Source organism: Bacteroides sp. D1, from assembly GCF_000157095.2.
Classification (GTDB): Bacteria; Bacteroidota; Bacteroidia; order Bacteroidales; family Bacteroidaceae; genus Bacteroides; species Bacteroides xylanisolvens.
Window position 1 is genome coordinate 417,196 of the sequence record NZ_JH114344.1, and the last position, 24,236, is coordinate 441,431.

Below are 24,236 nucleotides of genomic sequence, written 5' to 3' on the forward strand. Positions count from 1 at the left end.
ATTATGAAACGATCCATCTTATCTATATGTATACTGCTGACATCGGTTTCTCTGGTCTTCGCCAATATCTACAAGAAATATGACGTTAGATCAGGGTTATCGGGCAATTGCGTCCGGAGCATCCTCCAGGATAGCATCGGCTATATGTGGTTTGCAACGCAGGACGGGCTGAATCGTTTCAACGGTATCGAGTTCACCAACTACGGACATTCGTCAGAAAACGGCGGAAACAGCTATATGAATATAGTAACGATTTGCCGCCATCAGGATAACAATCAGATTTGGGTGGCAAGTACGGAGAAGCTGTATTTATTCGATTCGTGGGAAGAGAAGTTCTCCGTATTCGATAAACAGACGGAAGACGGGGTGTCAGTCAACAGCGTCTTCGGAATGGCATACGACAATGACGGGCAGTTATGGATCGGAACAACCAACGGGCTGTTTGTCTACAACGAGAAAAAAGGTACGTTGAGGCAATATCTGCATTCTCTTTCCGATCCTCATTCATTGCCGGATAATCACATATGGGTGATTTATAACGACTCGTTCGGGACTATCTGGATAGGTACCCGGAATGGGCTGGCGAAATACAACCAACGTACGGACAACTTCACAGGATATATATCCGAGGGCACTTCTTTCGGACGTCCTGCCTGCAACGAGATTATCTCTTTGATGGAAAGTTCGCAGGGAGTATTATGGGCGGGTACATGGTACGGGGGACTGGCACGTTTCAATAAAGAGACAGGGCAATTCCGCTATTACTTCGGAGAAGGGGACACGCTTACCATTCCGCGCATCCGCACCTTGTTTCAACGGACAGCCAACTCTTTCTATCTCGGCTCCGACGACGGACTTTATACATTCAACACCACGACAGGAGAATGTCTGCCTACCGACGACGGACAAAATAAAGAAAGTATCTATGCCTGTTATCAGGATAGGGAAGGGGGAATCTGGATCGGGACTTATTTCAGTGGAGTGAGTTACCTGTCTCCCAAGCATAAGGATATCGAGTGGTATTATCCCAATGGTACGGAAAATTCTCTTTCGGGAAATGTAATCAGCCAATTCTGCGAAGATCCCGATGGCAACATTTGGATTGCTACCGAAGACGGGGGACTGAATCTCTTTGATCCCCGCACGAAAAAGTTCAAGAACCATCTGTTGAGAAGCAGTAACCCTAACATCGGTTATCACAATATCCATGCACTACTATACAATGAAGGAAAATTGTGGATTGGCAGTTTCTCACGGGGATTATATATCCTGGATACTCAAACGGGAAAAATGAAAAACTATCGCCATAACCGCGCAAACCCACATTCAATTCCTAACGACCATATCTACTCCATCTATCAAACGAAGGATGGCAGCATTTATCTGGGAACGCTTTCCGGATTCTGCCGGTATGACCCGGAAAGTGACTCTTTCCGGACATTGGAACCTTTAAGCCATATCTTTATCTACGATATGGTTGAAGACCAACATGGGGACATGTGGCTGGCAAGCAAAAGGGACGGCATTTGGCGTTACAACCGCCAAACCGGTAAATTGCACAACTATCGCAACGACCCAGTAAATCCTGATTCTCCTTGTAGCAACTGGGTAATCCGTGTGTATATCGATCATAAGCAGCATCTATGGTTCTGTACCGAAGGCGGTGGCATCTGCCGTTATCACTATCAGGAAGACCGTTTTGAAAACTTCTCTACCAAAGAGAATCTGCCGAACAATATCATCTATGGCATACTGGACGATCAATCGGGTAACTATTGGCTTTCTTCCAACAGGGGACTGATCCGGTATGAGCCGCAAAACAAACGGGCACAACTCTATACCATCGAGGATGGATTGCAAAGCAACCAATTCAATTTCCGTTCTTCCCTGCAAGCCAGTGACGGGAAATTCTATTTCGGTGGGGTGAACGGGTTTAATTGTTTCTATCCGTTCAAGTTATCTATTAATAAGGTAAGACCTACGGCGTCTATCTCGGCGGTATATATGCACAGCCCCGACGACAAAGTAAGCCTTAGCAAGCGTATACCTGCTCTTAGCGGACAAGTAACGATTCCTTATCAGGTAGTATCGTTCGACATCGCATTCGAAAGTCTTAGTTATGTGGCTCCCAGCAAGAATTTATATGCCTACAAACTGGACGGTATTCACAAAGAATGGATATATACGGATAAACATAACGTATCTTTTCTCAACCTGCCTCCAGGTGAATATACTTTCCGTGTGAAAGCCAGTAACAACGATGAATATTGGAGCAATGACGACTGTTGCCTGCATATTGAAATTCTTCCTCCACCCTGGAAGACCATTTATGCCAAGATTTTCTATTTACTAATAGCGTGTGGCCTCGCATATTTCCTGATACAGCTTTATTTGCGTAAACAGCAGGCTGTGAAAGCAAGAAAGATGAAAGAGATGGAACAAATCAAGAATCAGGAATTGTTCCAGTCGAAAATTACATTCTTCACCCAAGTGGCACATGAAATCAAGACTCCGGTTAGTCTTATCAAAGCTCCGCTGGAAGCGATTTTGGAAACACATGAATGGAACAGTGAAGTGGAAAGCAACCTGTCTGTGATACAAAAGAATACCAACCGGCTGATGGAGCTTATCAAACAATTGCTCGACTTCCGCAAAGTGGACAAGGAAGGTTATACGCTTTCATTCAATGAAGTGGATATCAACCGGATGATAGAGGACATCATCGACCGTTTCCGTGCCATCTCCCTGACCGGAATCTCTTTCAGTGTCTCCCTGCCGAAAGAACATCTGCAATATAATGTAGACCAGGAGGCGCTGACTAAAATTGTCAGCAACCTGCTGACGAATGCCATGAAATATGCCCGCACCCGCATTATGGTGATTTTGGACGAACATCTGTCTGCAGAAGGGCGTACGCTCTCCTTGTGTGTACGCGACGATGGTCCGGGTATTCCGCAAGAGGAATGCAGCAAGGTTTTCGAACCGTTTTATCAAGTGGGAAACACAGGAAACAACGGTTCGGGAGTAGGAATCGGATTGAGTCTCGTCAAATTGTTGGTGGAAAAGCATAAAGGAAAGGTTTATATCAATCCCGGCTATACGGAAGGATGCGAAGTATGTGTGGAAATTCCGTATTTGGAGAAAAGCATCTCTGTCAGCCCCTCCATTACTTCCATGCCCGACAAGGTTCCCGCTTTGGAGGAAGAAGGCGAACCCGCCGGTTACTCTCTTTTAGTAGTGGAAGACACAACGGATATGCTGGAGTTTCTGGCTAAGAATCTGGGAAATACCTACACCATCCATACAGCCGCCAATGGCAAGGAAGCCTTGGAATGTCTGGAGACAACGACAGTAGATCTTATTATCAGTGACATCGTCATGCCTCACATGGACGGATTCGAATTATTAAAGTCCATCCGTTCCGACAATATGCTTTGCCATATCCCGTTTATCCTGCTTTCGGCACTCGACAGCATCGATTCAAAAATTGCGGGTCTTGACTATGGCGCGGACGCTTATATAGAAAAGCCTTTCTCGCTAAGTCACATGAAAGCCACCATCAATAATCTGCTGGAAAACCGGCGCATGCTGTTCAACCACTTTACAACTGTTCCGAATATGTCATACGACCAGACATTAATGAACAAAACAGACGTGAAATGGCTGAACACGATCAATGAAATCATTACCCGCAATTTCACCAATGAAGAATTTACCATCGATAAGATGGCAGAGGAGATGGCTATCAGCCGTTCCAACTTACAGCGCAAATTGAAAGGGCTGACCGGAATGCCGCCCAATGATTATATCCGGTTGATACGACTCAAAACAGCCGGAGAACTACTGCGTGAAGGAGAATACCGGATCAATGAGGTTTGTTTCATTGTAGGATTCAATAATCCTTCGTACTTTGCCCGTTGCTTTCAGAAGCAGTTCGGGATATTGCCGAAAGATTATGTGAAGAAAGGAAACATTATCAGGGAAGTACACATTCTCAAGCATTCCCACTGCGATGAGAAAAAATACTCATAGTAATGAGAAAAAACTCTCACTGCAATGAGAACTTTTTCTCATCGAAGTGAGAATATACCCTTGTCAGAATAGGCTGAAACAGCTCATGAAGCCAATAAAAGGGCGAGCAATAGAATAGGAAGTATAAAACTTCTGAATTCTATTAGTTCGCCTTCTTATATTAATTTTCTTACGTATTATCAAGAAGAAATATATCCCTGTTTAAATTATATTTTAATAAGAAGCTGTTGCCGGAATACCTTCCTTTTCCAATAAAGCCACAATACGGTCTAACTCTTCATGCGTAGCCTTTTGCAAATCGTGGTCGGGAGTCTCCCGGTCAATCGTATAAATCATCACTTGACGGGGAGCGATTTCTTTCACTGCTTCTATCCAGGGGAGCACATACTTGTCGGATGTATTATCCATGTCTTTTCCCTGATAACCTCCTTTCAGGAACATCGTCTGTACGATGCAGTTTCCTTTGAACTCTTTCATTCTTTCGATGATCTTCTTAACAGAATATTTTCCGTTAGGACGGTCCAACAGATGAATGTATTCTTCATCCACCGTATCCAGTTTCAGGATATTATTATCTATCTTGTTCAGTGCTTCGAATACGGCAGGACGGTCGATAAATGTAGAGTTACTCAATACGCTTACTTTTGCTTTTGGGAAATACTTGTCGCGAAGCGCAAGTGTATCTTCTATGATTTCCGGGAAATGGGGATGCGCAGTCGGTTCACCGTTTCCGGCAAATGTCAGTACATCGGGAGCGGGGCCGTTTGCCTGCATGTCTTTTAGTTTCTCTTCGAGAGCCGTGCGGACTTCTTCACGGGTAGGAAGAAGTTTCTTCGTACGATGTTCGGCATTGAAACCACACTCACAATAAATGCAGTCGAATGAACAAACCTTACCGTCGTCCGGCAATAAATTGATTCCCAAAGAAACGCCCAAACGGCGGGAATGAATAGGGCCGAAGATGGGTGAAGGAAAAATAATAGTCATCTTATTCTAATTATTTATTCATAAATCATAGCAAAGATAACCCAAAACTTATAGGTTATTCTATCTGTACGACCATTTTTTCATCATCCCAAACAAATTATTACTCTAACGCCACTCAAGAAACCACACGGAAATATTGATCCATTCTTCTCAAAAGCAGAATATACATATCACGTACTTCCCTTTGGGAATGTGTCGTGCTAAGCTCCTCCAGTCTATCGTGCAGACTATGCAATTCGTTCGTTAAACGTTTCTTTATACTATTATGTTCAGTAGCTTCCTGCATAATATCCAGCCACGCTTCCAAACATATCAGCTGAATATCCATCTGTTCATAACTAACGGCAGACTGCGGATCAAAACCATTAAACAACCCCTTATAAAGATCCCGGAAAAAATCAATATCGTCATACCCCTTCCGGTCACTCTGCAACGCCTGCAATCGAAGAGCTGAAATTGTCTTTACACTCAACAATTGTTTGAACAACCTCGTCAGTTCCGGATACAGAAGATTGTTTCTTGTTTCCAACAAATTCTCTTTTACATAGGTACATTCCATCTTTTTAACAGAATGAAATAAATAGTTGTCCAAATCAAGCATTGCCTGACGCTGCGCATCTGCCGGTTGAGAACTACCCACCACCTTTGCCATTTCCATCAGATAACTCCCATACAGACGAATAGCTTTTCTGTATATATCAGTGAGCGAACTCCCTTTATCGTATTTCTTCCCCTTATACACAATCTTATCCAACCGACTCACTACAGTCTGTAAATCCGATATTTTGACCGCATAATCTTCTGGAAATGAAGAATTAGAATTCTCCTTCCCTGATGGTTGGAATAAACGAATGTGATCTGGTAAATTATGATCTATCCATTGGCGGAGCTTCTCCCGTTCATCATAACAATTTTGGTCTCCTTTGAAAGGATGATAGCCAAAATAAATAGTCCGGCAATCATCATCTCCAACTTTTAAAGTCTTTCCACACGAGCTTTTCGATAAACTTCTGCGCAAACCTAAAAGATATCCAATTTCTTCCGTTATTTCATTTTGCAACAATTCTTTTTCCACTTCTTTAGAATAACGGTCAGCCAGAATACGCGAATCCGAGGCACCGCAACTTAACAGATAGTCGTCTAATTTTCCTTTTAGGAATCCATGTCCGATATTCAGACGACATGAAAGTATTTCTCCGGTACGAGGATGACAGATAAAGTCACTTTTGATCCCCGGTATTCTTAAATCATAAGATATAAAAGCACGTTGTTCCGCCGGAATTATCTTTCGGTCTGCATACCTTACTTGTAAAGCATCATGAATACCTGCTTTATGGAAGGCGGTATTCCATGCTTCCACTCCTTCCTTTACTGCCTGGAAGTATTCCTTCGGAAAAAGAGTGTCTACATAGAAAGTAAGCGGTTGTGACATATCCCAACGAAGAATCAATGAATCTTCTACCATACAATAAGGATTTTGCGAGTAATCTTTGAAACTCAATGTCCGGTAAGGTATTCTGTAATCTGCCAAGCGGATCTGATCTTTTTTCAGAGGTAGCAAGCGTACTGCACAAGTGACTTCCAAAGGCATACTACCTTCAGGCAATATAATGGCAGAACTGGACAGCATATATCTTTCCGCTTCAACTCCATGATAGCGCCTGACCGTAAACGACACACCTTCCTTAAAAGGATGTATTTTCATTATTTCCGACAGTTCCGGAACCAAGGAACGAATAAAACTATCATTATAGCTGAACCAGTCATCGCCAGTCATCAGATACTCTGTTATCCGAATAATAGCTCCCTGCTCTTTTGAATAGGCCACCACTGGATAACTTTTACCGGCAGGTTGCATATTTGACAACGAGAAAGATTGCTGATATGTGCTTTTTTCATCTAAAATACGCTCTGTATAAAACGGTTTTTGAAAGCAAATTGTAGCTTTATCCGGAGATATAATACGCACTACTCCCAGTCCGTCAACCGGACGATTCAACAAATCAAACCCTCGGTCTATCTGTCCACTGACTTCAATTTCCCGCCCGATATATTTTTCGGGTATTTCCAAATAGATTTCTTTTTCCGCTACATACACAGGAAACACACCGTCGATCTTATCCATCCCGGCAACAAAAAACTCGTCAAATGACTTGACGGAATCCTGTGCCTGAAGCAAAGCTGTGACACACAACAATATACCAATCACATATCTTCTTCTCTTCATGAATTTCTTTATTTACTTTTCATCATTAAAACAAAATACTATCTACAAGAAACATTGCCCGTTTTTTGGCAACCGGATCCGTAATCTTATGGCTATAATCAAGACTTTCCTCCTTTATTCTATTCAAAGCCTGCATGATGGAAACCAATAATCTCGACGAAGTTATCTTTTCTGATCTATCCAACAATTTAACAAGTTTACTCACATAAAGCAGCTGCACTTTATACTTGGCGTCACTTACAGGAATATTGTCAGCCCATTCGGTAAATAATTCTTTATGTATGCTTTCCAAAAACTCATCTACAGACAACATATCCTCACAAACATTCTCCGTTCTTTCCACTTCCCGGAGGGAACGAATCATTTCCGACATCAGCTCTTCATAAAAGCGATCGAACTCCCGACTACCGTTTATTTCTAATTTAGCGGTAAGTTTTTCATCAAACATCCACACAGGCGGTTGTAATATATAAGCCTGTATAAAGCTCATAACCTTCTTATTGTAATCGGCTTTTTCGGGTATGTAAATATTCTCATCATCCGGCTCAGCAAGACGTTTCCCGCCCAAATGAGACAAAACGTGCTGTACCCACTGTTTATAATGCTCCAATACCGCTTCATAACGCCCCTGTAATACACGCAAAGACGTTTTATCCGTCACATTCCAGACATCCGGATGTTCACACAAATATTTCAAGTTCTCTATTCCCTGTGTATTAACCATAACATGGTCATTACCCAAATCTTCTGCCTGAGCCCTTACATCCATTCTGCCCGAAAAATGTAATGAGGGATCTTTCTGTTTTTCCTGATTCCAAAGGCTCCTGTTCTTTTCTCTTTCAGAAGCATCTTTACCCGGAAATATACGATAGCCCCATTCAATAGCCCACTTATCATATTCACCGACACGTACCCTCCTGTTTCTCAAATCAACTTTATCTTGAGGACGCAAAGCATAATTACACCGCACATAATCCATTATGGAACTACCAATACTATATTGACTTAAAAAGTCATTATCACGTAATTGATCGATGGAGTAATGAGAACTACCCAGAAAGTTATGTTCCAATCCTAATGTATGACCCACTTCATGTGTCAGCACTTGTTTTATCTGTTCGTATTGCAAAGAGTCCGGCAGCTCTATATTCCATGCCTGCGGATCATTCGCTCCACATTGAGCAAAATACCATTTCTGTTCCAAATTCAAGACACTGCAAAAAATACCGATGTGGCAAGCAATAATCTCACCGGACCGGGGTTCGCATGGAGTCGGTCCATAAGCGTTATTTTGTCCTGATATCTTCCATGAGATGAACGGATAAGTACTGTCATAAATACTAAAATCAGGATTTTCCTCAACGGTAGGAGCCAGCCGCGCATCAATGGCGTTCTTAAATCCAGCTTTCTCGAAAGCCGGACGCCAGTCACGCACCGCTTCAATGATACAGTCGATGTACTTTTCCGGTGTATTACGATCTATATAAAAAATAATAGGTTGTATGGGTTCTACCAGTTCCCCCCTCATGTATCTTTCTTCATCTTCCGCCCTTATTTCCAGCCGCCATCGTTTGACAACAGATTTCCGAATAGCAGGCTGATTCCCTTGAAAACACTCCTTGCTGATAGAAAAATAAGCTCCGGTATTTGCAGCAACTGCCTCCAACGGTCTTTTTGACAGTAATTTTATGCAGATACCTGTATCCCAGTCTCCAATATAAGGAGGTGCAACAGGCTTACCTGGTATTTTCATTGACGAACTTCGATAAACTCGTGATGCGTGTATCAACAAGCGGTTGTCATATCCTTTAATTTCCTTGATATAATCTTTCTCTCTTAAACGCGTACCTATCAATAAATCAAAAGATACAATATCAAGAGTAAACAAAGGAAAATCTTTTAATACTTCACCAATCTCTATCAAGCTGCTTCCCTGATTCCTAGCTTTAATCGGTAATATCTTATAAAGCCTTTCGTTCCCACGTTGGGCGGCGATTTTTGCATACGTTCCTTCAGGATTTTCTATCACCCTCTCATATTGTGGATCCATCATCCACAACTCGTCACCCTGTTTACGGAAACTGAAAAATACCGGACCTATCATGTCACCCGCATATCCGAATTTCTTTTCCATATCCCGGTCCGGACGGGCAGGAGCTGTCAGGATAGTTGTCGTTACGGCAAACTCACGTCCAATCAATGAATCCGGGATTTCCCAATAGATATGTTTATCACTTCGGTAGGTAGTAAACATACCGGGAATAACTTCCACTGGTGCTTCTTCTTTAATAAAAGTTGTAATACTTTGCTGTTGCCCGTACAGACAAGTACAGACAACAGCAAGAAATACTGCACCGATAATTCCTTTTAGCATAAAGACCGGTTTATACTATTCATAATTATAGCTAATATCAACAATCTTCCCAATAGGCTGATCGGGATCTTCGTAAACACAAATGCTGTTTTCTTCACGAGCTACATCGCCCGCCACTGTCAATTGCAATTCGACAACTACACCTTTGTCAGCAGTATTGATACCCAACCCGAGAGACATACCTAGTTTCTCCTTATATTCGCCTATTTCCTCATCGTCATCTTCCTCTCTCACACTTTCAGGGTCCTTAAATTTAAAACTAACTATCTGTGCTGACGGATCAGTTTCATAAGTATAAAGTTCAATTGCCCTTCCGCGACCAAGATCAATGCGATATAATTTATTACCCGATGTCATAAATATAAGGTTTGCCGTATACGCGTAAGAAGCTGCAAATTTTGCTGTTTCTACATTTACTTCGGACGGTAAAGCAATCGTATACCGGGCAGCACAAATCGGATCTTCATCTTGCGCACTGAATTTAAACACAGTCAGCTCTTTTCCGTTATGGGGAGCAGCAATTGCATAAGCAAAATTTCCCCCGTTTCCTCCCGTAACAATGTCATGCACTTCTAAAGACGGATCAATCTTATTTGGATCAAAGACATTTGATTCATCAGACGACATTAAATATGTCCTGACAGGTTTCTGATCAGTCCATTTAGTTCCATAATTACGTATATCTTGAGTAGCCGAATTCGGTACCATATAATCGCTAAAACCCAGAATAGAGGAAGCAAGAAAACGATGATTTTCAGAATCAAAAAACAAATAGCCTCCTCCATACGAACCATAAGCGGAAATGGCGGGAAACTCACTTTCCTTTTTTACTGAGAATGGTACACAAAATCCATCCATAGGAGCACAATATACTTTTCCACTATTCACAAACAATTCACCATGAGTACTCATCTTATAGAGCTCGATATTCAACGGTTCCCCTTTTCCAGTCGGTTCAAAAAGTATTTTATTCGATGGATATCTCGTTATTAAAGTACTTGGAGTCAACAAGGCCAAGTCCCGATCGGTTACCACCATTAACGCCGGACTTACTTTAAAACCAAAAAAACCCAGCATACTACTTAAAAACGAATCCCCATAGTTTTTTCTTGCACTTACCGCCAAAGGTTTTCCTTCTAACGGAAATGACTGATTCAGTTCTGATTTAAAGACATCCGGATAAACATAATATCCTTCCGGAGTACCCTCTATCGCTCCTAATACTCCCTTTCCTTCTTTTTCCTGCAATACAAACCAGCAAGGATTTAAAGGACGAATAATTGCAACTTCACCTATCTGATACCAGGTTGTTCCATTCTTTTTATCCGTAATGACCAACATCAAACCTATATTTTCGGATTCATAAGGCTCGACTGTTACTTTACATTCTTTGCCTACGGAATAATCTTTATAATCACTAAGTCTGTCCGACCCCGCTTTCTTTCCTTCGATTGTTTTCTTCCATTGAAATACAAGGTTTTTCTCATTTTGCTCCAAAGTCTGAGAAATCTCGGGTATAATTGAAACTTCGACTGCTTCCTCTTTAGGCATACGTACCTTCGTTTCAGGTATTACGATATCCATCGTATTTACATCATGATAATCGTAATCTCCCTTGTCATCGTAACAGCCTGTTTGCAATAAAGCCGCTCCGATAAAACTTACTATACAGATGATATATTTCCTCATAACGTTTCTTTTTAATCTTATTCATATTCTATTTCATCACCCTCTTCACCTAAAATCGGTGGATTTCCCTCCTCCTTATATTCTCTATAAGCTTGCTTGATTACATCAATATCTTCATCTTCCAAATCATCCCATACACGTTGACATACATCCATAATAAACATATATTTAGCATCGCTATAACTGCCAAATCCCACATAATCACTCCATTCGGTCGGTTTCAACTCCCATCTGACATTTAAAACGATTTGATTCTTTTCTACCAGACCTTTATCAAACTGATGAAGAGGGTTATTCAAATCAAACTCCAGATAACAACCATAAACATTTCTACCTGCCTCTACTTTCGGACGATTTATTTTATAATAGAATATCTGGCAAACTGTATCAAGGTCAGTATATGTATACTTGCTTTCCAATAATACATCCACTGAATTCTGATAATCATTATTCGGAGTTACTTTCACACAGAAATCACGATTCTCTTTCAAAAAATCTCCTTGTATTCTTACCTCGAAACTGTCTACAGCATAAGGTTCTTTCTTCACATAATCCGTATCAACCAAAGTACGGACATGCGTAGTGCTACCATAGAAATTGATACGAGGTGTCTGGTCATATAAGTCTATCTCGTTTTCACTGCATCCTACATAAATGCCGCAAACAAGAATAGCTAAAACAAAATATATAATACGTTTCATAATGCTTCATCATTTAGAGTTGTTTCCAAAAATATACTCGTCATCCGGCAACGTCATCTGATAATGGGCTTCAGTCATCGTTTCAATCCCACAACCATAATAAGTGCTATAATTATGCGCTTTCAAGAAATAGAAAAGTTGACCTTCCGCGAAATATTCTTTTCTATATTCTTTCATTATCTCATTAATACGTTTAGTCTGGTTTTTGTCTTCTTCCGAAGTATTATCAAGGTCATCATATCCGGTAGTCGGTATTTCATCACTATAAGAGATACCACGTGCAAAACGTACGGTATTTAACGCGTCAGCACTTTCCGATGCAGAAGGAACACATTCTGCTACAATATAATACATTTCGGGTAAGCGTATCAAAGGGATAGCGTCAGCACCGGAATAAGCATATCCGCCATTCAAAGGTTTCTGATTATATTTTCTACAAAAAACATCTGTCCGACTTGCCCCATTAATAACCTCAAACATTTCCGTATTTTTTCTCCAGTCAGTATTCCCTGCATCGGCAGTTTCATAGAAGAATTTAAATTTATCTCCATCCAGATAGAAATGTTGCTGAGTATTGGTATTCTCCATATCCATATAATTTCCAATAAGCAAATTGGAGAATTCATTGACTGTTATTCCAAAGATTTGCTCTGCGTAGCGTATGGAATTGTAATTGGAAGCAGTCTGCGATTTATACAATGTAAAATACTTAGAGGCAGCAATCACTTGTTTAGCGTACTCTGTGGCCAATCCTTTACTTTCCGCATCACCTTTGTAACAATATACACGAGCCAGCATAGCTTTAACCGCATATAGATTCATACGAAACTCACGATTGACAAGAAAATGATTTTTATCTATAAAATCTTCATCCGTCTGATCGGTAAAGAAATCAAGAGGATCACTCTCTTTCAGTAATTTTTCAGCGTCATTCAAATCTTTGAGAATAGCGTCAACCACTTCGCTGGCTGGTAAAACAGGAGTGGCATCCTTATCAAAAGCAATACGGTAGGGTATAGCTTTGGATGCAGGATGTTCTTTATAAACAGGACCGAACATACGCAACAAATCAAAGTGAAGAAAAGCGCGAAGCCCGAGTGCCTCTCCCTTCATAGTTTCATAATAGCGTTCGGTAACTAAAACATCTTTATTTTTGTCTACGTACTCCAAGAAGTTATTAATATTGGCTATGATGTTATACATCGTTGAGTAAATCCCATTCTTCTTACTCAAAAACATGTTCTCATAATCGAACACGATACTTTGGTCGAAAACAGCATTTGTATTATACCCCGGATAATCGGAATATAATCCTGCCAACTCATCCAAATAAGCATAAGTCAAGTCTCCGGCATATAATGTCGTGGTTCCCAACTTCAAATAAATACCTGTAAGCGCATCCTTAAATCCTGATTCCGACTCAAATTGCTTGTCGGTAGGAATAGAAGTCTTCGGAGATACATCCAACCAGTCGCTGCAAGACATAAGTCCCAGCATTGTTGTTGTTAATAGTATATATATTATCTGTTTCATACAAATAGGTTTTTAATTAGAAAGCAACATTCAGAGCAAATGTAAACTGACGGGAATACGGATAGTACAAACCTCTTTCGCGTTTCACTGTAGACCAATAGAAAAAGTCTTCCATATTAAACGTCACTTTAGCGGAACTCAATCCCCAATGACTAATAAATTTTGTATTAGTACGATCCATACGATAGTAAACAGACAACGAACTTCCCTGGAATATATTTTCATCCATTATAAACCGGGAAGTGGCTTTCGTTTCCAAACCGTTAGGATTAAGAATACGGAACTGTGCCTTATCACCCGGTTTCGCCCAACGTAGCTGAGTTACCCGTCGATCTACATTATATTTCAAATTAGCATTTTCCACCTTGTCAAGCAAGGTCTGATTATATACCTGACCGCCAAACTGATACCTGAAGCTGACATCTGCTCCCCAACCTCTGTATGTAAAGGAAGAATTAATATATCCTTGCCATTTAGGTTCTGTATTACCAATAGGTACTACATCATTCGCACTCCAGTTAACGGCACTCGTCATCTCCCCGTTACGTTTCAATAATATTTCATCTCCGGAAGCCGGATCAATACCTAATGAACGTACTACCCAGATACGGGAAAGAGATTCACCTTCTTCATAACGTGGCAACGGCGTATCTTTTAAATCTGATGCACTTTTATCATTTCTGTATTTCATCGCTTCCGATATTTTCAATAGTTTGTCAGTATTATGAGAACCGTTTACTGTAATTGTCCAATAAGCTTGTTTAGCAGTGTTTTTATAAGGAATAGCCGAGAGAGAAATTTCCCAACCCTTATTCTCTATCTTTCCCAGATTTTCCGGATAACTGCTGAAACCAAGAGAAGGAGCAAGACTTATATTGGCAACCATATTATCTGTTATTTTCCGATAATATTCCACACGTGCAGTAAAACGCTGATCGAAAAACCCGAGTTCCAAGGCAAGATTAGTACTTTTCGTTGTCTGCCATTTTAAACTCTCATTATGCATAGCCAAGATTTCCGAACCTGTTGCATCAGATGAGTAATAAGGAAGCAGCAAATTAGAGTATGTATAATAACCATGTGCCTGATAAGGATCAAAACCTTGCGAACCGGTCGTACCGTATGTACCCCTCAAAATGAAATCGGAAATAAAAGATACATCTTTCATGAAGTTCTCTTTTTTCAAATCCCAGCGCAATCCTGTTGACCAGAAAGGAGCCCAACGGTTATTTTTTCCAAACTGTGAAGAACCGTCCAAACGTATATTAAAGTCGAACGAATACTTATATTTATAAGAATAACCTCCGGCAGCCACCCAACCGATAGAGCGTGTTGTCCTCTCATCGCCCGTCACTTTCTCGTTATATTTCTTACCAAACAACAAGTTATCCATATTATCATTCGGGAAACCGGTCACATAGTTTCCATAAGTCTCCGAATTATTCTCCAATACACTCATGCGTGCATTAGCAGTCAGATAATGGTCTTTCAATTGCTTGTTCCAGCTTCCTGTCAAATCGATTCCCCAACTGACAGCTTCACTCTGGCTTCTGCGGTAATCACCTCTTAAGGTAGGATCGGTCACATTATCAAAAAGCGTATGTTGTGCAGGACGGAAAATATCACGATGTCCTACACTTTTGGACAAATTAAAAGCTCCTTCAAACCGTAATTCATTAGTAGGATTATATTCTACCCTGAAAAGTTCACGTACTGTGAAGTTCTTACTCTGATCTTTGCTGTTGAATGTCGTATTATACATCGGATTCAGGTAGCTCGACTCACCACCCACTCCTTCAAAATTATCAAGCCGTTTTTGTATTTCTCCGTTCTCTCCATACGGACGCAGATAAGGATTCAAGCGGGTATATTCACTAAAACTTCCCCACGGAGACTCATTAGCCACCGAATTATCCAACGTAATACTATTCTTTAACAACACCTTTTTCAGACGATACTGAAAATCAAGTGAACCGGTCAGTACATCACGTTTGCTGTCTTTCATCACACCCGGAGAACTATTATATCCGACATACATCCGATAGCGTAAGGCTTCATCACCACCTTCCAGCGTAACCGTATGTCGTTGTTGGAAAGCTGTTTGCAAAGGCTTGTCCAGCCAATAAGTATTTACTCCTGCCAGCACTTCACGCAATTTAGATTGATAGAGCTGCCATTTTTCAACTGTTTCGCCGCCGTATGTATAAAGTCCGCTTTGCAACTCTGCATCTATCTTCTCTCTTGCATTCATCAAGTTATACCCGGTCATATCCGGAGCTTCAATACGAAGTTCCCCACCATAAGTCACCCAAATCCGTCCCGGTTTGGGAGTCTTGCTTTCGATAACAATTACTCCATTTGCCGCACGCGAACCATAAATAGCCGTAGCTGCCGCATCTTTCAACACAACGATGGAAGCAACACGGTCGGGATCCATATCAGCAAGTGTCTGTATACTGATTTCAAATCCGTCCATGATAAGCAGCGGTTGATTGGCATAGGTCTCATATTCGCCCTGAACTGCCAGCACATCATTACTGGCAGAATTTAAATCTACCGTAGCCTGTGCATTCAAATCCATATTTGCACCGCCACGCATACGCATATCAGGCAGATTATTCGGATTAGACCCCATATTGATATTATCCATGATACGAAGCCCGGGAGCGACAGCAGCTATCGCTTTAGCCACATTATTCGTACTATACTTTTTCAGTTCTTCACCCTTGATAGTAACAGCAGAACCAGTGAATCCCTCTTTCTTTCTATTAAACATACCTGTCACCACCACTTCATCGAGTGCTTTTGTATCAGACTTCATCACTACCGACATATAGGATGAAGGATTCAAGAACTGAGTCTCCAAACCTACATACGATATTCTAACCCGACTATCTTTCGAAACATTAGAAAGCTGAAAATTACCATTATTGTCCGTGATAGCCCTAATATTATTGGCATCTTCTACGATAATAGTGGCACCGATAACAGGAAGTCCGTCTTCCTCGGAAAAAACTTTTCCTTTTACTTGTGAAAAAAACTTTTTAGAATCCTCTTTTGTGATATTGATGAATTGTCCGTCAATGTGGTATTTCAACGGATTTTTCCCGATAATCACTTTCAATGCTTCATCGACTGTAGCTTTTTCTACTTTTCCGGTAGAAGTATAAGAACTGATTTCATCGTAGATAAAAAGAACTTTATATCCCGATACTTTTTCAAAACGTTTAAAAATAGAGGGTAATCCTTCATTTTTAAACTCCATTGTTATTTGCTTTTCCTTACCTGTTTGCGCTTCAACACGCCATGAATAGGCAAAAAGGAAAAACAAGAACAAGACAATGAACTTTTGTGCTTGATTCTTTTTCATAAGCCCGAATAGTTAAATAATATTTCATTCTTTTAATTATATACGAAGTTTAAAAAAGAATGGTTACCCTTAAAAGAATTTATTTTTCAGAAATATATATTTCTATTCAGATTTATGACTTTTTGCTCGTTTTTTATTCAATAATTAGTTTTCCTGTTTCAAAATGAGCATGTATCCTCTCCATTCGATTCAATAATTCAATCAAGTGAAAGATGTCTTGGTGACGATTTGCAAAGAAATGCATACGAAGATCCATAATTTTGCTATTGCGGAACTCAATATCTATATTATACCAACGCCCTATTTCTTTCATCATGTCAACCAGGGCAACATCGTCAAAATAGAAAAATCCTTCCTTCCAATATAAAAATGATTCAATGTCCACCTCGTTCACAGCAAACGTTCCGTCAGAAGAAAGCTGTGCACTTTGTCCCGGCATCATTTCAACACTATGAATTCCACAAGTATCGCTAACAGCCACTTTTCCTGTAATGAGCGTAACACGGACATCAATAGGAGAGTAGCTACGCACATTAAATTCCGTTCCTAATACGCGAACCTGTAGATTTCCACTTTTCACAATAAAAGGATGTTTTGCATCTTTAGTAACTTTAAAATAAGCTTCACCTTCCAAAGAGACGACTCTTTCTTTTCCTTTAAAAATCGTAGGGTAAGCTAATCGGCTGTCTGAATTCAAGAAGACTTCGGTTCCTTCGGATAAAACAACTTTGAATGTCTCTCCCCTGGGAATACTTAATCTATGTATCTGTACTTTCTGCTTTCCTACTTCCTTGGTTTCTGTCTGAAGAAGAGCACGACTATAATCTATTTCTTTAGAAGACAACTGTGCAGTAGAGGAAGACGAAAGAGATTCTACCACTTCTTTTAGTGGTTTTATTTCCTTCTCATCATTCACTTGTAAAGTGACTTCTTGGGCAACATGATTGGCTTGAAACACTTGAATGATTTCCGGTTGCGACGAAATCATCATTGCACGCAAAACTAAAATTATGACAACAGCTGCCGCTACACCTGTGATACTGGCCCACAACAGCATGCGTGTATTTTTTCTTCGATTGTTTTTAGAATGTTTATTATGAAAATCTGCCATTTCATTCCGGACATCAATTGCCAGCATATTTTGTTTTTTCTGCATCTCTATCACAATTTCTGCCAAATCAGAACATGCTTGCAAGCATTCCTCATCTTCTTTCAAATTATGTAATTGATCAGCAGTTATATGAGAACGATTCTCCATAATTTCCAGGAGTTCTTCTTCCGACTTGCTTATATTTATATTCTTTTCATCCATAAATAATGTATTCAATATATATATTTACGTTTTAAAGTCTATTCCGGTTACCCTCTTGACCCAATTCTTCGCGAAGAATACGCAAAGCCTTTACTATATTCTTATGAATAGCCGCAACACTTACATTCAATTCTTCGGCCACTTCTTTATATTTCTTATTATGAATATAGCATGCTTCCAATATATGATAATTATAAGGAGTCAACTTTTCCATAGCTTTACGAATACGCAAAACACGAGAATCAGAATGTTGCGAATCGCTTTCTATCATTTTATCAGTTAATTGCGAAGTAAACTCTACATATTCTTCATGGATATTTTGCTTGCGAAGATAGTCAATGCAACGTGTACGAATGATTGTATAAAGATAAGTTTTAGCCGTCGCCTCTTCTATCTTTTCATAATTACGCCACAAATACTCAAAAGCATCACTTACGATATCTCTGCATACCTCAGCGTCATTTATAAAATAATATGCAAAATATACAAACTGTGCATACCATTCATTAAACATTTTGTCAAAAGTAGCCCTGTCATCCATTTAATATCGTATTCTTCTATTATTTTTGGCAGACAAATATACATTAAAACTTAATACGCAGCTGCATTTGTACATCTCCTTTTTTATTTCCACAGATCAAATCATTGCCCGAACCGATCTCATTCCGATCTAAATAGACTGTTTCGCCAAACTTGGTTATGAACAACCAGTGCTTATTCAGTTCATATCTGAGACGGACGCTACAGCGAAATCCACGACCTTGGAAGGACGGTGTGTAGAACGTATAAAGCAATCCGCTTTCCGAAGCATATACGCGCGAATCATAATCCTCTGTAAAAAAGTAACTGCCCTGAACGTCAGCAAACAGCCTGGCCCAAGGCAGTTGGGAGGATATCATTTGTGTAACCTGATATCCTATATTAGCAGCTCTGTCCTGAGAATGAAAATGATTATAATCTAAAGTTGTACGACTGCTTAACACATCTCCTAAAGAATAGTTCAAACGATAACGAAGTTGATGGTGAAAAATAGGAAGTGTTAGTGATCCTTTACTACCTGTCCAATCCCGTTCTTTGCGTTTATAGCGGTACTTCAGATACATGGATAGATAGCTGCGTGGAGTGAAAGTGGCTTGAAGCAATCCGTCTGTTCCGCGAGAGGGTTTATTTACTCTGTATTTTTTCCACGGAAAAGAAAATAAATCGAATGAGGCGAAGAATTTCCAATAGGCAAAAGGAGAAGTCTCCATGCCGATATAATATCCCTGTTCATTTTGTGTCGTACTTCCTTCACCAAAAGAATGGGCAAACATGGCCCAATAGTTATAAGAATAAAACCGGTGTATCAACATGATTTGAGTGTTTTGAACCGGTGAATATTGCAAACGGTTCAAAGAGGCCCAACCTTGTTTTCCGATGGCCGTCTCTCCTTGAAAAGAAAAACGATGCCAGCGGTAAGCATAATCAATCCCCAGATTATAGAAGTTGTTTCCATGAAGATTGTATTTGGAATAGCCTGTTAATTCCGGTTCGTATGGTCGGTTGAAAAGGTAGTAAATACCGGTGATACCCAGTCGAATACGGTTGTGTTGATAACTCACGTGTCCACCTGTTAATTGCATGGTGAATAGGTTCTTTTTATCCGCTTCTTTTTGACTTCGGTGCAGTCCGGTTTTATAGATAGAGGTGATTTCTCCGTCAGTGATTACTCCATCTAATGAACGGTGTGAATAGAAACCGGAAAGATCCCAATCTTTAGATAAAGCAACAGTGGCGGCCACTCCCCGAAAATAATTGTATTCATCGCTGGAAGAGTGTTTCTTTATTCCGCCACTGCGATTGTTGAAAGAAGAGGCATAAATTGTTTTTCCCATCAGATAATCAGTGCTAATCACTAATCCTTGTCCGAAACTAAGCCGATAGTTACCAATAGCTAATGCTTTTAATCGTCCACAATCTTTTAATAACAGATAAAAGGAATAATAATCATAGCCGTAGCGATTGTGTAAAGCTCCAAAAGGTTCTCCAGCATCTTTTTCAGCAACGACTCCTGCATAGAGTCGGTCACTGTATCGGAAACTGTATTTCACAGAGTTATAAACAGAAGGTCCTAAATAGGTATGTTCATAACCTTTTCGCCTATAAAATGGTATATCAAAGCGAGTTAACAGCTCATTTTTTCCATATTTCGCTGCGCTTTTCAACAGACTTTTCCACCGAAAAGCAGGTTCATTGTTAATAGCTTTTATACAGACAAAAGGTAGTAAATACTGGATTGTTTGCCTATCCATCTCTTCTACCAGTTGAAGTTCATAGATGGTTTTCATCTGTCCGTGTATATAGATGTAGGCCAGCAAATGTTCAATCTGAATATCACTAAGGAAAGGAAACTGTTCGAGTTGTTCACGGGTAGCAACATTCAAATTAACTGGTTCCTGCATACGATTGGAAAGTTCTTCCAATTCATTTTCCCAATTAGGAGTATTAACAGAGTTATCAGTTCCGTTATTAACGGATAAATCTTCAAGAACATCTTCTAAAAGACTTTCAGAAAGGTTTTGAGCACTACAAGCAGGAATTATTAACAGGCTGTTTATAATACTTATCAACCGTAAAAGTTGAATAGTTTTCATCAATAAAATGGTTTATTCTTCCTGCTTTTTAACAGATAAGGCCGCAAAGATACTTTAAATAGGTTAACATCGAAGAGAAATGTCTGAATAATAAAATTTTAATTCTATTTTTGTATCGTGAAAAGAAGGCTTAACATAGTAGTAATGACGCTGTTTGCTATTGTTTGTTGTTCGTTGCGCCTGCAAGCTCAAGATAAACAAAGCATCAATGGATATTTGGTTCCGATGTGTATCTACAATGGAGATACCATTCCATGTGTCCAGTTAAGAACTGTGTATATTTTCCGTCCGTTGAAATTCAAAAATGAAAAGGAACGCCAGGAATATTACCGACTGATCCGCAATGTGAAAAAGGTATATCCTATCTCCAGAGAAATTAACCAGGCCATCATTGAAACTTACGAATATCTTCAGACTTTACCCAATGAGAAAGCCCGCCAAAAACATATCAAACGGGTTGAAAAAGGATTGAAAGATCAATATACTCCCCGAATGAAAAAACTCTCGTTTGCACAGGGAAAACTGTTGATTAAATTAATAGACCGCCAAAGCAATTCTACCAGTTATGAACTGGTAAAAGCATTTATGGGACCTTTCAAAGCGGGATTCTATCAGACTTTTGCTGCATTGTTCGGAGCCAGTTTAAAAAAAGAATATGATCCGCAAGGTGAAGACAAACTAACGGAACGTGTAGTGTTGATGGTGGAGAACGGACAGATCTAAAATCAATCAGCTTATAAGTTTATAAACTTTATAAACTAATTGATCACTACTCAACCATACTAGTTATCATTTCAAGAATTAACAAGCTTCCTGCAAGGTATTAATTTCCGGTTTCTCAGAAGTTAATACTTGAGTTCCCAGCTATTAATACATATCATATAGGCTGTTAATACCTGAAAACTCAAGTATTAACAGCCTGAAAACGAACTATCAACAACTATAATAATAATTACCCAACACCCATAGAATCAACATGGCTCCATATAGTTATAAACAGAACATAGTTATTGATTATGAATGAATTAACTAAGCTATTAACTCGTTATAAACAACTTATTAACCAATCCTGTATTATGACTATTAGTGTAACTTTTTGAACAAATCCCAAATCACAATACCAGTAGTTACGGAAACATTCAACGAATGTTTGGTACCATATTGAGGAATCTCTATACAGCCATCCGAATGGTTAATAACCTCCTGCTGTACCCCTTTCACTTCGTTTCCCATAACGATAGCGTACTTCTTGGTTTTATCCAACTGGAGCTCATCAAGCATGATGCTTCCTTCCGCCTGCTCTACAGAATAAACGATATACCCTTCATTTTTGAGGTTATCAACAGCATCAACAGCGTTATTAACATACTTCCAGTCGACAGTGAACTCTGCACCCAGCGCAGTCTTATGCATTTCAGGGTGCGGTGGGGTAGCTGTTATACCACACAGATAGATACATTCAATACGGAAAGCATCCGAAGTACGGAACACAGAACCTATATTGTGCAAACTACGAATATCGTCCAGCACTACCACCAAAGGCAGTTTTTCAACCTGTTTAAACTCTTCGGCACTGATACGGTTCAGCTCTGTTATTTTCAGTTTACGCATACGTCTTTTCTTTTATTATGTTCTTGTCCACAAAGGTAATTCTTTTCAGTTAACAAGGTGTTGATAACGGTTTAAAACCTGTCAAAACTATCGGCAAAGATTTTGAAAAATAATTCTTGCATTATTCAAAAGAAGATATAAGAGGCCTTCATTATGAACATTCCAAAAAACTAACCCAAAACTTTCTACACAGACATAAACATATTTTTCAGCACTTATCTACCTGTTTATATCCATAAAGTTTTTAACTTTGCACTTTATCAACAGGGAGTTAATAGCAAACTTCCATTTGACGGCATTTAACGATGCTTTCATTGATAATGAAGCAAGTAGAATAGGATATCTTGCCCTTTACATCAGTTCATAACCGACTCATAAAGCAGAAGTATGGACTAATAACTTATCCGGCAAGAAAAATCGTATTTATTTGCTAACATTATTAACAGGCTATCATCACCAACAAAAGATTTTTTTAAAAGGAAAGAAATAAGAATATTATTATGAATGAACTCATAAAGGCTATTAACGAGCTAAAGAAAGAAAAGAATGCAATCATTCTGGGACACTACTACCAGAAAGGGGAAATACAAGACATCGCCGATTACGTTGGCGACAGTTTGGCATTGGCTCAATGGGCAGCCAAAACGGAAGCGGACATTATTGTGATGTGTGGCGTTCACTTTATGGGGGAAACGGCAAAGGTGCTTTGTCCGGACAAGAAAGTGTTGGTACCCGACATGGCGGCAGGTTGTTCGTTGGCGGACAGTTGTCCGGCGGATCAGTTTGCACAGTTTGTCAAAGAACACCCGGGATACACCGTTATTTCGTACGTCAACACGACGGCTGCGGTGAAAGCGGTAACGGATGTGGTGGTGACTTCCACCAATGCGAAGCAGATTGTGGAAAGCTTCCCCAAAGATGAGAAAATAATCTTTGGTCCGGACCGGAATCTGGGGAATTATATCAACTCAGTTACGAACCGGAATATGTTGCTTTGGGACGGTGCCTGTCATGTGCATGAACAGTTCTCTGTTGAAAAGATTGTGGAATTGAAGACGCAGCATCCCGAAGCATTGGTGCTGGCACATCCCGAATGTAAGAGTACGGTTTTGAAACTGGCGGATGTGGTAGGGTCTACGGCAGCATTGTTGAAGTATGCAGTGAATCATCCGGAAAACACCTATATTGTGGCTACCGAATCGGGTATCTTGCATGAGATGCAGAAGAAGTGTCCGCAGACGACGTTTATCCCTGCTCCGCCGAACGATAGTACGTGTGGATGTAACGAGTGTAGCTTCATGCGATTGAATACGTTAGAGAAGCTCTATGAGTGTCTGAAGAATGAAGCACCGGAGATTACAGTAGATCCGGAGGTGGCTAAGAAGGCAGTGAAGCCGATTCAGCGGATGCTGGAGATTTCGGCTAAGTTGGGATTATAAAGAAATTTGGTTTCTATTATTGTTCTTGAATGAATAACAATTAGAAGCTGTCTTAAAATAATTTAATTCTTTAAAGATAAAAAGGGATATTCCTAAAATAATAAAATTTAAGGCAACTAATTCATTGCGAGTTAGTTGCCTTTTTTGTATCTTTAAGCATTCCCCCCAAAAAACGGTTTGACGGCCAAAACGGGGGTAATCTAAAATAAAAACACATGGTAAAGATACAAAAAATCTCAGAAATCGAACCTCTTTTAGGTTTTACTGAGTTCGATATGCTAAAAAAATATCGTCAAAGTTTTGCAACGAGTGAATTAGGTCGCCTCCA

General features: G+C 39.9%; 14 protein-coding genes and 1 pseudogene. 4 read left to right on the forward strand and 11 right to left on the reverse strand.

The annotated features are described in order from the left end of the window. The first annotated feature begins 3 nt into the window (after positions 1–3). The gene (locus tag BSAG_RS06975; RefSeq protein WP_008770503.1) at positions 4–4,032 is read left to right on the forward strand and encodes a hybrid sensor histidine kinase/response regulator transcription factor; all 4,029 of its coding nucleotides are present in this window, start codon (positions 4–6) and stop codon (positions 4,030–4,032) included. Positions 4,033–4,245: 213 nt separating this feature from the next. Here the strand turns inward: BSAG_RS06975 and BSAG_RS06970 are convergent, their stop codons facing one another. From BSAG_RS06970 to BSAG_RS06925, 10 genes are all read right to left on the reverse strand, one after another. Beyond that, a complete protein-coding gene (locus BSAG_RS06970) occupies positions 4,246–5,019 on the reverse strand; it encodes a radical SAM protein (protein WP_004298756.1) in 774 nt (257 codons plus the stop codon). Positions 5,020–5,134: 115 nt separating this feature from the next. Further along, entirely contained in the window at positions 5,135–7,246 is a 2,112-nt protein-coding gene (locus tag BSAG_RS06965) for a DUF5117 domain-containing protein (protein ID WP_004316108.1), read from the reverse strand. Positions 7,247–7,271: 25 nt separating this feature from the next. Beyond that, positions 7,272–9,620 (reverse strand): zinc-dependent metalloprotease, encoded by a 2,349-nt coding sequence (locus tag BSAG_RS06960; RefSeq protein ID WP_008016560.1) that lies wholly within the window; start codon positions 9,618–9,620, stop codon positions 7,272–7,274. A gap of 15 nt (positions 9,621–9,635) precedes the next feature. Further along, the gene (locus BSAG_RS06955; RefSeq protein WP_008770504.1) at positions 9,636–11,309 is read right to left on the reverse strand and encodes a PKD-like family lipoprotein; all 1,674 of its coding nucleotides are present in this window, start codon (positions 11,307–11,309) and stop codon (positions 9,636–9,638) included. A 17-nt stretch (positions 11,310–11,326) separates the two neighbouring features. Beyond that, positions 11,327–12,010, reverse strand: a complete 684-nt coding sequence (locus BSAG_RS06950) for a DUF4843 domain-containing protein (RefSeq protein ID WP_004316104.1) — start codon at positions 12,008–12,010, stop codon at positions 11,327–11,329. Between the two features lie 9 nt (positions 12,011–12,019). Continuing rightward, the gene (locus BSAG_RS06945; protein ID WP_004316103.1) at positions 12,020–13,543 is read right to left on the reverse strand and encodes a RagB/SusD family nutrient uptake outer membrane protein; all 1,524 of its coding nucleotides are present in this window, start codon (positions 13,541–13,543) and stop codon (positions 12,020–12,022) included. Between the two features lie 16 nt (positions 13,544–13,559). After that, positions 13,560–16,913 carry a SusC/RagA family TonB-linked outer membrane protein gene (locus tag BSAG_RS06940; RefSeq protein WP_004316102.1) on the reverse strand — a complete coding sequence of 1,118 codons (3,354 nt, stop codon included), beginning with the start codon at positions 16,911–16,913 and terminating at the stop codon, positions 13,560–13,562. Between the two features lie 133 nt (positions 16,914–17,046). Continuing rightward, on the reverse strand, positions 17,047–18,225 hold the full coding sequence (locus tag BSAG_RS06935) for a FecR family protein (RefSeq protein ID WP_004316101.1): 1,179 nt from the start codon (positions 18,223–18,225) through the stop codon (positions 17,047–17,049). Between the two features lie 31 nt (positions 18,226–18,256). Next, positions 18,257–18,766 carry a sigma-70 family RNA polymerase sigma factor gene (locus BSAG_RS06930; protein ID WP_004316100.1) on the reverse strand — a complete coding sequence of 170 codons (510 nt, stop codon included), beginning with the start codon at positions 18,764–18,766 and terminating at the stop codon, positions 18,257–18,259. 43 nt (positions 18,767–18,809) lie between these two features. After that, a complete protein-coding gene (locus tag BSAG_RS06925; RefSeq protein ID WP_004316099.1) occupies positions 18,810–20,858 on the reverse strand; it encodes a helix-hairpin-helix domain-containing protein in 2,049 nt (682 codons plus the stop codon). Between the two features lie 144 nt (positions 20,859–21,002). On the opposite strand from BSAG_RS06925, the gene BSAG_RS06920 reads away from it, so the two are divergent. Then, entirely contained in the window at positions 21,003–21,581 is a 579-nt protein-coding gene (locus BSAG_RS06920) for a DUF4294 domain-containing protein (RefSeq protein ID WP_004308443.1), read from the forward strand. Positions 21,582–21,941: 360 nt separating this feature from the next. Here the strand turns inward: BSAG_RS06920 and BSAG_RS06915 are convergent, their stop codons facing one another. Continuing rightward, entirely contained in the window at positions 21,942–22,469 is a 528-nt protein-coding gene (locus tag BSAG_RS06915; RefSeq protein ID WP_004298728.1) for an RNA methyltransferase, read from the reverse strand. Positions 22,470–22,969: 500 nt separating this feature from the next. Here BSAG_RS06915 and nadA point away from each other — a divergent pair, with 500 nt between their 5' ends. Together nadA and BSAG_RS26080 are read left to right on the forward strand one after the other, a co-directional pair. Beyond that, positions 22,970–23,908 (forward strand): quinolinate synthase NadA, encoded by a 939-nt coding sequence (gene nadA, locus BSAG_RS06910; protein ID WP_004316098.1) that lies wholly within the window; start codon positions 22,970–22,972, stop codon positions 23,906–23,908. Positions 23,909–24,123: 215 nt separating this feature from the next. After that, positions 24,124–24,236 (forward strand): annotated as a pseudogene (locus tag BSAG_RS26080) (transposase); the annotation flags it as partial.

Excerpts from the sequence above, each read along its gene's own strand:
- BSAG_RS06975 (WP_008770503.1), top strand. The coding sequence starts at position 4 with ATGAAACGATCCATCTTATCTATATGTATACTGCTGACATCGGTTTCT.
- BSAG_RS06970 (WP_004298756.1), bottom strand. The coding sequence starts at position 5,019 with ATGACTATTATTTTTCCTTCACCCATCTTCGGCCCTATTCATTCCCGC.
- BSAG_RS06965 (WP_004316108.1), bottom strand. The coding sequence starts at position 7,246 with ATGAAGAGAAGAAGATATGTGATTGGTATATTGTTGTGTGTCACAGCT.
- BSAG_RS06960 (WP_008016560.1), bottom strand. The coding sequence starts at position 9,620 with ATGCTAAAAGGAATTATCGGTGCAGTATTTCTTGCTGTTGTCTGTACT.
- BSAG_RS06955 (WP_008770504.1), bottom strand. The coding sequence starts at position 11,309 with ATGAGGAAATATATCATCTGTATAGTAAGTTTTATCGGAGCGGCTTTA.
- BSAG_RS06950 (WP_004316104.1), bottom strand. The coding sequence starts at position 12,010 with ATGAAACGTATTATATATTTTGTTTTAGCTATTCTTGTTTGCGGCATT.
- BSAG_RS06945 (WP_004316103.1), bottom strand. The coding sequence starts at position 13,543 with ATGAAACAGATAATATATATACTATTAACAACAACAATGCTGGGACTT.
- BSAG_RS06940 (WP_004316102.1), bottom strand. The coding sequence starts at position 16,913 with ATGAAAAAGAATCAAGCACAAAAGTTCATTGTCTTGTTCTTGTTTTTC.
- BSAG_RS06935 (WP_004316101.1), bottom strand. The coding sequence starts at position 18,225 with ATGGATGAAAAGAATATAAATATAAGCAAGTCGGAAGAAGAACTCCTG.
- BSAG_RS06930 (WP_004316100.1), bottom strand. The coding sequence starts at position 18,766 with ATGGATGACAGGGCTACTTTTGACAAAATGTTTAATGAATGGTATGCA.
- BSAG_RS06925 (WP_004316099.1), bottom strand. The coding sequence starts at position 20,858 with ATGAAAACTATTCAACTTTTACGGTTGATAAGTATTATAAACAGCCTG.
- BSAG_RS06920 (WP_004308443.1), top strand. The coding sequence starts at position 21,003 with ATGACGCTGTTTGCTATTGTTTGTTGTTCGTTGCGCCTGCAAGCTCAA.
- BSAG_RS06915 (WP_004298728.1), bottom strand. The coding sequence starts at position 22,469 with ATGCGTAAACTGAAAATAACAGAGCTGAACCGTATCAGTGCCGAAGAG.
- nadA (WP_004316098.1), top strand. The coding sequence starts at position 22,970 with ATGAATGAACTCATAAAGGCTATTAACGAGCTAAAGAAAGAAAAGAAT.